Annotated in this window: 10 protein-coding genes and 4 tRNA genes; 10 read left to right on the top strand and 4 right to left on the bottom strand. The window is 66.0% G+C overall.

Annotation, left to right across the window (positions count from 1 at the left end; all coding sequences use genetic code 11):
• Window positions 1-1,164: 1,164 nt before the first annotated feature.
• A tRNA-Val gene (locus A5707_RS12120) sits at window positions 1,165-1,236 on the bottom strand.
• 170 nt (window positions 1,237-1,406) lie between these two features.
• Between A5707_RS12120 and A5707_RS12115 the strand changes: the two genes are divergently transcribed.
• The 3 genes from A5707_RS12115 to A5707_RS12105 all read left to right on the top strand — a co-directional run bounded on the left by A5707_RS12115 (window position 1,407) and on the right by A5707_RS12105 (window position 1,669).
• Window positions 1,407-1,479: transfer RNA gene (locus A5707_RS12115), tRNA-Gly, on the top strand.
• A gap of 28 nt (window positions 1,480-1,507) precedes the next feature.
• Window positions 1,508-1,578 (top strand) — tRNA-Cys (locus A5707_RS12110).
• Window positions 1,579-1,594: 16 nt separating this feature from the next.
• Window positions 1,595-1,669: transfer RNA gene (locus tag A5707_RS12105), tRNA-Val, on the top strand.
• Between the two features lie 40 nt (window positions 1,670-1,709).
• On the opposite strand, the gene A5707_RS12100 is transcribed toward A5707_RS12105, so the two are convergent.
• Together A5707_RS12100 and A5707_RS12090 are read right to left on the bottom strand one after the other, a co-directional pair.
• Window positions 1,710-1,949 carry a hypothetical protein gene (locus A5707_RS12100; RefSeq protein WP_065014707.1) on the bottom strand — a complete coding sequence of 80 codons (240 nt, stop codon included), beginning with the start codon at window positions 1,947-1,949 and terminating at the stop codon, window positions 1,710-1,712.
• A gap of 302 nt (window positions 1,950-2,251) precedes the next feature.
• Entirely contained in the window at window positions 2,252-2,581 is a 330-nt protein-coding gene (locus tag A5707_RS12090; RefSeq protein WP_197495317.1) for a DUF732 domain-containing protein, read from the bottom strand.
• A 99-nt stretch (window positions 2,582-2,680) separates the two neighbouring features.
• Between A5707_RS12090 and A5707_RS12085 the strand changes: the two genes are divergently transcribed.
• The 5 genes from A5707_RS12085 to A5707_RS12065 all read left to right on the top strand — a co-directional run bounded on the left by A5707_RS12085 (window position 2,681) and on the right by A5707_RS12065 (window position 6,643).
• Entirely contained in the window at window positions 2,681-3,865 is a 1,185-nt protein-coding gene (locus tag A5707_RS12085; protein WP_065014705.1) for an NAD-dependent formate dehydrogenase, read from the top strand.
• Complete coding sequence (locus A5707_RS12080; protein WP_065014704.1) at window positions 3,862-4,347, top strand: SRPBCC family protein; 486 nt, start codon at window positions 3,862-3,864, stop codon at window positions 4,345-4,347. Before A5707_RS12085 ends, A5707_RS12080 begins: the two co-directional genes overlap by 4 nt.
• 435 nt (window positions 4,348-4,782) lie before the next feature.
• Window positions 4,783-5,520 (top strand): Clp protease N-terminal domain-containing protein, encoded by a 738-nt coding sequence (locus tag A5707_RS12075; RefSeq protein WP_065014703.1) that lies wholly within the window; start codon window positions 4,783-4,785, stop codon window positions 5,518-5,520.
• Between the two features lie 74 nt (window positions 5,521-5,594).
• On the top strand, window positions 5,595-6,101 hold the full coding sequence (locus A5707_RS12070) for a hypothetical protein (RefSeq protein WP_065014716.1): 507 nt from the start codon (window positions 5,595-5,597) through the stop codon (window positions 6,099-6,101).
• The gene (locus tag A5707_RS12065) at window positions 6,089-6,643 is read left to right on the top strand and encodes a GNAT family N-acetyltransferase (RefSeq protein ID WP_082969420.1); all 555 of its coding nucleotides are present in this window, start codon (window positions 6,089-6,091) and stop codon (window positions 6,641-6,643) included. Before A5707_RS12070 ends, A5707_RS12065 begins: the two co-directional genes overlap by 13 nt.
• Here A5707_RS12065 and zapE read toward each other — a convergent pair.
• Window positions 6,640-7,719, bottom strand: coding sequence for a cell division protein ZapE (zapE, locus tag A5707_RS12060; RefSeq protein ID WP_156657841.1), 1,080 nt, complete (start codon window positions 7,717-7,719; stop codon window positions 6,640-6,642). The genes A5707_RS12065 and zapE overlap by 4 nt on opposite strands.
• Here zapE and A5707_RS12055 point away from each other — a divergent pair.
• Both A5707_RS12055 and A5707_RS12050 read left to right on the top strand, forming a co-directional pair.
• Complete coding sequence (locus A5707_RS12055; RefSeq protein ID WP_065014701.1) at window positions 7,718-8,488, top strand: pyrimidine reductase family protein; 771 nt, start codon at window positions 7,718-7,720, stop codon at window positions 8,486-8,488. The genes zapE and A5707_RS12055 overlap by 2 nt on opposite strands.
• A 10-nt stretch (window positions 8,489-8,498) precedes the next feature.
• A complete protein-coding gene (locus tag A5707_RS12050; RefSeq protein WP_065014715.1) occupies window positions 8,499-10,058 on the top strand; it encodes an alpha/beta hydrolase in 1,560 nt (519 codons plus the stop codon).
• Window positions 10,059-10,068: the final 10 nt, after the last annotated feature.

The following is a 10,068-nucleotide window of genomic DNA, read 5'->3' as shown; positions in this document are numbered from 1 at the left end:
GCTGACGAAGAACCCCCTGCTTAGGCCGACATACCGGCGTCCGAAATGCGTGCATCGTTGAATCGCCTTATCCCACAACGTTGATCACACCCAACGGGTGCATCCGCCCTGTGGGGATTGGCGCGAGGCGTTCCGCCTGGACTTTGGCCGCTGCCGGTCACGGCCAGTCGATGGGGTACCCCGATTCGCTCGCTTCGCTCACGCTGTAGCAGCAGCAGTTTGTCGATCTCGTCACAGGCATGCGGGCGCCAGATACGCATGGCAAACTGCCGTCTCCCGGCCCCGGTCCACTTAGGGACCGGTGCCGCCAGTGCCGCCATCAGGTCATCACGGCCTGAGGTGGCCATCACGTTGGCTTACTGCTCTGTTGACGCGCGGGTGATGCACCGCCTTGACGAATGACTCCGCACTTGAGCGAACTGGCGTCGGCGAAAAGACCGGATGCGCAACCCCCATGAAATGCCCCCACCAAGCAAATGTGGCGATGCGTCAAACGCCGGGTCCCGATCCGGCCCTTCACGCAAACCCCGTCGGCTGTTTCGATACGGCCGAGACACCCGGCACGCGCCGCCTCACCGGTATTCACCCGGCAGCGCGCCCGAACTTCAGCAAAGCCGACCCCAGGCTCTGCTGGTGCTCGTCAGTGACAATGGCAGCTACGCCGCCACTGTCCTCCTTGAATCAGAACTGTGCATACCCTCGGTATGTTCACTTAAACACCGAAGAGAAGGTTCCGCAAGACCTGGCGGTGCCGCAGCCGAAAGATCGTCGCACTCACAGGATGCCGTGCCAGCCGGCGCGACTCGACGAATTCAACATCGGTGTAACAAGCGATCTTTCGTGCAGCTTGGAAATATCTGAGAGCTTTCTTGGTGAACTCTATGCGGCGGGCAATACGCAGGGTGGTTTCGCGTCTTGCTCTGCCAAAGAACATCTGTCCGTGCGAGTTCTATCTCTCACTGAGAGGCGCAGTTCGATAATTGCCCGGATGCGCAATAGGAATGGTTAATTGGGCGGCTGCCTAATAACGTCGGCTGCTCGGACGCGAGGCGCGTCAGCAAAGTTTTTTTCCTGTTCAGCATCTGCGCGGGGCGGAGCGACCAGACCGCCACGCCTAGCGCCGTGCCGGAGTCGGGAGTCGGGGAAACGGGGCTGCGATAGGAGTGGTCCCGGCTGGGATCGAACCAGCGACCTTCCGCGTGTGAAGCGGACGCTCTCCCACTGAGCCACGGGACCGGTGCCGAAAGGCGAACGAGGACGAAGATTAACACGGGAGGGGCATGACGGCGGAATCCACTGCATTCGAGCGCGTGAGGCGCGCCGAACCGCACCGAGGAATTTGTGCGGGCCCGCTTAAGTGGACTATCGTCGTGCTTCGCGACGGGCGACGATCTCGTCCGTGGCTCGCGGATGTAGCGCAGTTGGTAGCGCATCACCTTGCCAAGGTGAGGGTCGCGGGTTCGAATCCCGTCATCCGCTCGAAGGTGCTAATGGCATCAACCCCAGCGGTGGAGTGGCCGAGTGGTGAGGCAACGGCCTGCAAAGCCGTGCACACGGGTTCGATTCCCGTCTCCACCTCGATTCCTCGATCCACGCGCGGTTAGCTCAGCGGGAGAGCGCTTCCCTGACACGGAAGAGGTCGCTGGTTCAATCCCAGTACCGCGCACCAGTGTTTATGCAGGTCACAAACCTGTCATCCACTCATGGCGTCACGTACTGGCGCAGGCGCCCGTCCCCGGGTCGCAGATCAGCGGCAATGTCGTCCATCCGCCATAGGTGCCGGGGACGTCCCAAGTGTTCAGGCCTGGGCCGTTGTACTGGGGCGGCCCCTGACAGTTCCAGTCGCCGTTGAACAGGCAGCGCGGATGCGCATGCGCCGGTGCCGCGGCCAGCAGTCCGCCGGCCAACGCCAGGGCCGCCGCCGCCATCGCCAAGGCGATTCGAGTCATGTCCGTAGTCCTCTCTCGATACCTCGACGGCGAAGTGCCCCAACACCGAGCGCTGAATACAGCCCGGGCCTTGTCGGGGGGCGGAACATCGCGCCCGTCGCATCCATCGCCGTCGTGTCGAAGACCCTAAGCAGGGTGTCCGACATGTAGCGCTTGGCGCAGCGCCGGATGTCGAACCGGGCCAGGTCGTCGGTACCCGGAGTTAGCATCCCCCCGGAAGGCATTGAGATGAAAACACTCGGAAGGGTTAAGCGGCTTTTAGCTGTCGCTCGACGGCTATAGCTAACCCGGTCTACGGCAACCTAATTGGCGTCTTGGCTGGGACTGCCGACGACATATTCGGGGCAGTATGCGCTCGCTGCGATCGCGGCGAACTTGGCGGCACCAGAGATGGTGAATCCGGGATTCTGCTCGGCCACCTTCCTGACGATGTCGATGTCTTGCTGACCGCTGTTCATCAGCGTGCACACCTGTCGGCCCGCCGCGACGGCCTGTTCGGGACTGCCGTAGGTGATGCCGGCCTTGTTCAGGGCACTGACGAACTCCGCATCGACACCGGCCGGATCGGCGTTGGCCGGTACGGCCACACAGATCATGGCCGCCACGCCGGCCAGCACCGAGAGCAGTTTCACCGCTCCATCATCGCCTACCCGGGCAGTGCTGTCCTGTCGACAGCTAGGGCTAGTCTCGATCCGGGCTCGATAACACGGACGCTGAGGAGGAATTACGTCATGGCCAAGGTCGTGCTGGTGCTCTATCCCGACCCGGTAACCGGTTATCCCCCGGAGTATGCGCGCGACAGCATCCCGGTGCTGCAGGGCTACCCGGGCGGCCAGAGTCTGCCCAGCCCGTCGTCGATCGACTTCACTCCCGGTGAGCTGGTGGGCTGCGTGTCCGGCGCCTTGGGATTGCGCAAGTTCCTCGAAGAGGGTGGGCATCAGTTGGTGGTCACCTCGGACAAAGACGGCCCGGATTCGGAGTTCGAGCGTGAGCTGCCTGACGCCGATATCGTGATCTCCCAGCCGTTTTGGCCGGCGTATTTGACCGCAGAGCGCATCGCCAAAGCACCCAAGCTCAAGCTGGCGATCACCGCCGGAATCGGCTCAGACCACGTCGACCTCGACGCCGCGATCAGCCGGGGCATCACGGTGGCCGAGGAAACCTACAGCAACAGCATCAGCGTGGCCGAGCACGCCGTCATGCAAATCCTGGCCCTGGTGCGCAACTTCGTCCCGTCCCACCAGTGGGCGGCCGAGGGCGGCTGGAACATCGCCGACTGTGTGGCGCATGCCTACGACGTGGAGGGCCTCGACGTCGGCGTCATGGCCGCCGGCCGCATCGGACAGGCCGTGCTGCGCCGCATGGCGCCCTTCGACGTCAACCTGCATTACACCGACACCCGCCGGCTGCCCGCTGAGCTCGAGCAGGAATTGAACGTGACGTTTCATCCTGACGTGGCCTCGCTGGTGCGCGCAGTCGACGTGGTGTCCATCCATGCACCGCTGCACCCGCAGACCTATCACTTGTTCGACGAAAAGCTGCTGGCGACGATGCGCCGCGGCTCCTACATCGTGAACACCGCCCGCGCCGAAATCTGCGTGCGCGACGCAATCGTGGCGGCGTTGGAAAGCGGCCAACTCGCGGGTTATGCCGGCGACGTGTGGTATCCCCAACCGCCGCCCGCCGACCACCCCTGGCGCACCATGCCGCACAACGCGATGACACCGCACATCTCGGGGAGCACCCTTTCGGCCCAGGCGCGCTACGCGGCGGGTACCCGCGAGATCCTCGAAGACTGGTTCGCCGGGCGCCCCATCCGCGAGGAATACCTCATCGTCGACGGCGGAAAGCTTGCCGGCACCGGCGCCGCCTCCTACACCGCTGGCGGCGGCAGCAGCCCCGGCAGCGGCTCGTGACCGAACGCATCGAGGTGCAGCGTCGCATCGCGGCCCCGCCCGGCGACATCTTTGCGGTGCTGTGCGACCCCGATGGCCACGTCGCGATCGACTCATCGGGGATGTTGCAGGACGCCGACGGCGGACCGGTCGGTGCGGTCGGGGACAGCTTCGTGGTGCACATGGACCGCGAGGCGCTCAACGACTTTCCGCAAATGGGCCGCTATGACGTCACCGTCAGCATCCGGGACTTCGAACCCGACCGGCTGATCTCCTGGACGATTCTGGGTCAGATCCGACCGCAGATCGGCCATGTCTACGGCTACCGCCTCGAGCCTGACCAGGATGGTGAAACCACCATGGTCACCTCGTTTTACGACTGGTCGGAAATTGACGAAAAGTGGCGTGCGGCGGGAATTTTCCCGGTCATCTCCGAACTCGCCTTGCGCGCCACGCTGGGCATCTTGGATCGCACCGTGCGGCGCGGCTACCCGAAGGGCTGAGGCGCGACGGTCAGCGCCGCCGACTCAGACGCATCCGCTCACGCTGACCCGACGCCGCCCGCCGAGGTTGACGCACGCATTGACATTGGGGCGCGGTACCGGCACCGGGACGAAGGCCGGCGGTGGCGCCTGGCAACCGTCTGAGTCGTCGCATGAACTGTCCGAGCAGTCCGGCTGACCGTCCTCACACACATCGGCGCGACTCGGTGGCGGCACAGTGAGCGTGACAACGGAGAACGGAACCCCGGCAAACGCGAGCGCGCAGGCGAGCGCCGCAGCCAAACGTCGTATCGGCCGAACCATAGGCCGCCAATCGGTAACCACGGTTGGACGCATGGTCGGCAGTGTAATTCAACACACGCCAAAAGAATGGCCAAATAGGCGTCAGTCAACTCAGGGTTGACGCGACCAGAACGTCAACCTACTGTTGACGCCATGACAGGACCCGCCGCCAAACCGACGCCGATCGCCTACCCCGTCCGCCTCGACGAGTTGATCGCTGCCATCAAGCACGTGCATACCGATGTGCTGGACCAACTCAGCGATGCCGTTTTGGCGGCCGAACATCTCGGCGAGATCGCCGACCACCTGATCGGACATTTCGTCGACCAAGCGCGCCGCTCCGGAGCGTCCTGGACCGACATCGGCCAGAGCATGGGCGTCACCAAGCAAGCCGCCCAGAAGCGGTTCGTTTTCCGCGCGCAACCCTCCGCGGTGGATCCCGAGCAAGGCTTCGAGCGCTTCACACCGCGGGCCCGCAACGCCGTCGTCGCCGCCCAAAACGCCGCGCACGCAGCACACAACAGCGAAATCACCCCCGATCACCTGGTGCTGGGTGTGCTCGACGACCCCGAGGGGCTGGCCCCCAAACTGCTCGCGGCCCAACAGGTCGACGTCGAATCCCTCCGAGCCGCCATCACACTGCCCGCGGCGGTGGAGAACCCGCCCCAGCTGATTCCCTTCAGCGGCCCGGCCCGCAAGGCGCTCGAGTTGACTTTCCGTGAAGCACTTCGCTTGGGCCACAACTACATCGGCACCGAACACATCTTGCTGGCACTGCTCGAGATGGAAGACGGCGTCGGCCCGCTGCACCGCGCCGGTGTCGACAAAGTGCGGGCCGAGTCCGACCTGATCGCCGTGCTGGAATCGCTGGTCGCGCGCCAAAGCGACTGACCTTGATTGCTGGCCAACCCGGCGACGCGGAAGCGGCGATGTGCCATCATGCGAAGGTCGCCGAGGAGGAAACAATGCACCGCTGGTTGATTGTCGTGATCACCGTCATGGTCGCGGGGTTCGTCGCCGCTCCACCTGCCTCGGCCGGTGAGGCACCGATCGGCCGACTCGGTGACACGTTGCGGGTGGACACCGGCAAGATGATCGCCGACATCACCGTCAGCAGCGTCCAGCGGGTCGAGGCGCCACCCGGATTCGGCTACCAGCGCGGCGGCAACTACGTCAAGGGCTTTCCCGGCAGCGGCGTAGACCGCGCCGACGTGGCGATCCACGCGATCAGGGTGCCTAACCCGTTCCAGATGGGCACTGATTTCGTCTTCGTCGGCGTCACACCGTTCGCCGACGCCTACCGGCCGCGGCCGTCCGATGCGCCCGACGCCCTGGAGGTCGCGCTGGGGAATGCACCGGCCGGGTCGGTGGTCCGCGGCGGCGTGTACTGGGACGTCCAACGTGATCCGGTCTCGAACGTGGTGCTGCTGGACAAGAAGACCGGCACCCACCTGGCGCAGTGGAACCTCTGACGACAGACGCTCTCACCGTTCGCATTGCCGGCCCCGATTCCGTCGACCTCGACGAACTGGCCGCCGTCGCCGCTGACACCTTTCCCCTGGCCTGTCCGGCGTCGGTGACACCGGCGAACGTCGCGGCGTTCATTGAAGCCAATTTGTCCGCGGCGCGGTTCGCCGAGTATCTCGACGATTCCGAACGTGTAGTGCTGGTCGCCGAACACGCCGACCGGATTGCCGGCTACGCGATGCTGGTCCGCGGCGTCACCGACGATCCCGACGTCGGGCGCGCCGTGGGCGTCGGTCCCGCCGTAGAGCTTTCGAAAATCTACGTGCTGGAAGGTCATCACGGTACGGCAGTGTCGACGGCCTTGATCACCGCCGCGTTGGCTGCCGCCGAGAAGCTGGGCGCCGCCTGCGTCTGGCTTGGCGTCAACCGGCAAAACCAACGCGCTCAACGCTTCTACACCAAGCACGGCTTTATCGTCAACGGCGCCAGAACGTTTCAGGTAGGCGACCAACGCGAGGACGACTACGTCATGGTCCGGCGGCTCTAGCCCGACGCCGTCAGCGCCAGCAGGCGCGACGTGGCGCGCAGGTACTTCTTGCGGAACCCGCCGGCGAGCATCTCTTCACTGAAGATACGGTCGAGCTTCTCCCCCGACGCTGCCACGGGTATGCCGGCGTCATAGAGCCGGTCGGTCAGCGCCACCAGTCGCAGTGCGACGTTTTGGTCGTCGATGCCGTGTACGCCGGTCAGATACACCGCGGTCACCCCTTCGATCAACGCCAGATAGCGCGACGGGTGCATGGTGGCCAGGTGCGCGCACAACGCGTCGAAGTCGTCGAGAGTGGCTCCGTTGACATGAGCGGCACGCGCGGCGACCTGCTCATCCGACGGCGGCTCGGGCGCCGCCGGCAGGTCGCGATGCCGGTAGTCCGGCCCGTCAATCCGCACGACGGTGAAAATGCTTGCCAGCGTGTTGATTTCACGCAGGAAATCCTGGGCGGCAAAGCGACCTTCGCCGAGTTGTTCGGGCAGCGTATTCGACGTGGCGGCCAGCGACACACCGCGCTCGACGAGCTGGGCGAGCATCCGGGCGATCAGCGTGGTGTTTCCCGGATCGTCGAGCTCGAATTCGTCGATGCAGACCAGCGTGTAATCGGCCAGCAGGTCGATACATTCGGCGAAGCCGAACACCCCGGCCAGCTGGGTCAACTCCATGAACGTCGCAAATGCCTTGCGGTGCATGTCGTCCGGTATCTGGCGGTAGGCGGAGGCCAGCAGATGGGTTTTGCCGACGCCGAAACCGCCGTCGAGGTAGAGCCCGACACCGGGCGCTACCGCCCGCTTGCCGAACAACTTGCGGCGACCGGCCCGGCGCTCGACGGCCTGCCGACAAAACTGTTGGCAGGCGTCGACGGCAGCGGTTTGGCTTGGTTCGGCGGGGTCGGGACGATACGTCGCAAAGCTGACCCCGGCGAACATCGGCGGGGGCGTCAGCTGGCCGATCAGCCGCTCCGGGGAGACAGTCGGATGCCGATCCACCAGGTGCCCAATCCGGCCGGTGGCGTCCGCAGAGGTGGGGCCGTGCATGCAGGCACTGTAACGACGTGCTGCAATCAAACTCATGGCCGAGCTTGGACCCGACCTCACCGCTGGGCTCACACTGCTGGGCTCCAGCCGCCGGCTCGACGACGGCGACCTGCCCAACCTGTACGCGTATCCATCGGACGGGTTGTGGGTACGGGCCAACTTCATCGCCAGCCTCGACGGCGGCGCTACCGTCGGCGGCACCACCGGTCAATTGGGCGGGCCCGTCGATCGGGCGTTGTTCAGCCTGCTGCGTGAACTCGCCGACGTCATCCTGGTCGGCGCGGGCACGGTGCGCATCGAAAGCTATTCCGGCGCGCGCCCGGGCGTATCGGCCCGGCAGCGGCGACAGGCCCGCGGCCAAAGCGAAGTCCCGCCGCTGGCAATCGTGACCAAGTCCGGCCGGCTGGAGCGTGACATGCCGGTGTTCACTCGCACCGAGGTGCCACCGCTGGTGCTCACCTGCGCTGCGGCCGCCGAGGCGACTCGTCGTCATCTGGGAAGCCTGGCCGAGGTCGTCGACTGTTCGGGCCGTGATCCGGCGCTGGTCGACGAGGCCGCCCTGCTCAAGGCGCTGACCAGCCGCGGCCTTCACCGGGTGCTGACCGAGGGCGGCCCGATGCTGTTCGGCTCGCTCGTCGAACGCGGCATGCTTGATGAACTGTGCCTGACGATCGCACCGTGTGTGGTCGGCGGCCAGGCCCGCCGCATCGCGACCGGCCCGGGCCAGGTGCAAAGCGCGATGCGCTGCGTCCACATCGTGTCCGACGAAGACGGCTACCTCTACACCCGCTACGTGAGGTCTTAGGGTGGTCGGCATGATCGGGCGCGCCACGTTTGCCGCAACCCTGGTCGCGGTGACCGCGATGGTGGCGGGCTGTGCACCGGGGTTGGCCGCCAACCCGCGCTTTGCCACCAATTCCGGCGCCCACCCTCAAGGGAAGGCCGCCCAGTCCCAATCACCCGACGGTCCGCCGCCGATCGCGGCTCCCAAGAACGACTTGTCGTGGCGGGACTGCACGTCGCGGGTGTTCGGCGACGCCGCCGTTCCCCCCGCTCCCGGGGTCAAGCTGGATTGCGCGAACTACGACGCCGACCTCGACCCGGTCAACGGTTCGTCGGGGACGCTGAGCATCGGTGTGGTGCGCGCCCGCTCCGTGCAGACGCCGGCCGATGCCGGGCCGCTGGTCTTCACCACCGGTTCAGATCTGCCGTCGTCGCTGCAATTACCGGTGTGGCTGTCCCGCGCGGGCGCCGACGTGCTGCGTACCCACCCCGTCGTCGCCGTCGACCGCCGCGGCATGGGCCTGTCGAGTCCGGTGGACTGCCGTGACCAGTTCGACCGCCAGGAGATGCGCAACCAGTCGCAGTTCGAGGCGGGCGACGACCCGGTGGCCAACCTCGCCGACATCACCCAAAACGCCACCACCAGCTGCACTGACACCATCGCGCCCGGCGACTCCGCCTACGACAACACGCACTCGGCCGGCGACCTCGAGCGGCTGCGCAGCATCTGGGACGTGCCCGCGCTGGCGCTGGTGGGAATCGGCAACGGCGCCCAGGTGGCGCTGAGCTACGCCGGGTCGCGGCCCGACAAGGTGTCCAGGTTGATCCTGGACTCGCCGATCGCGTTGGGAGTGGGCGCCGAAGCCGCAGCCGAGCAGCGGGTCAAGGGCGAACAAGCGGCCCTGGACGCGTTCGCCGCCCAGTGCGCGGCGGTGAACTGCGCGCTGGGACCCGATCCCAAGGGCGCCGTCGACTCGCTGCTGGCCGACGCGCGGGCCGGCCACGGGCCCGCCGGCGCGTCGGTGGCGTCGGTGGCCAACGCCATCTCCACCGCGCTGGGCTTCCCCACCGGCGACCGCATCGGAACCACCACCGACTTGGCCACCGCGCTGGCCAACGCCCGCTCCGGCGACACCAACCTGTTGACATCGCTGATCAACCGGGCCGAATCCACCCGCGGCACCGACGGCCAGTTCATCAACTCCTGCAGCGACGCGCTCAACCGCCCAACTCCCGACCGGGTGCGTCAACTGGTGGTCGCCTGGGGCAAGCTCTACCCGCAGTTCGGCACGGTCGGCGCGCTGGATCTCGTCAAATGCGTGCATTGGCCAAGCGGCACCCCACCGCAACCACCGAAGAGCCTCAAGATCAACGTCTTGTTGATGGGCGTGCAGAACGATCCGATCGTCGGCTCCGAGGGCGTCGCCGCAACGGCGGCCACCATCATCAACGCCACCGCGGCCAGCAAGCGGGTGATGTGGCAAGGAATCGGCCATGGCGCCAGCATCTACTCCTCGTGTGCGGTACCGCCGCTGATCGGGTACCTGGACAGCGGGCACCTGCCCGACACCGACACCTACTGTCCCGCCTGATACTTGGGCC

Origin of the sequence: Mycobacterium kyorinense, from assembly GCF_001672775.1 — a bacterium.
In the GTDB taxonomy this organism is placed as follows: Bacteria; Actinomycetota; Actinomycetes; order Mycobacteriales; family Mycobacteriaceae; genus Mycobacterium; species Mycobacterium kyorinense_A.
Note: the sequence above shows the minus strand (reverse complement) of the source record. Positions and strands in the feature narration are given on the sequence as shown.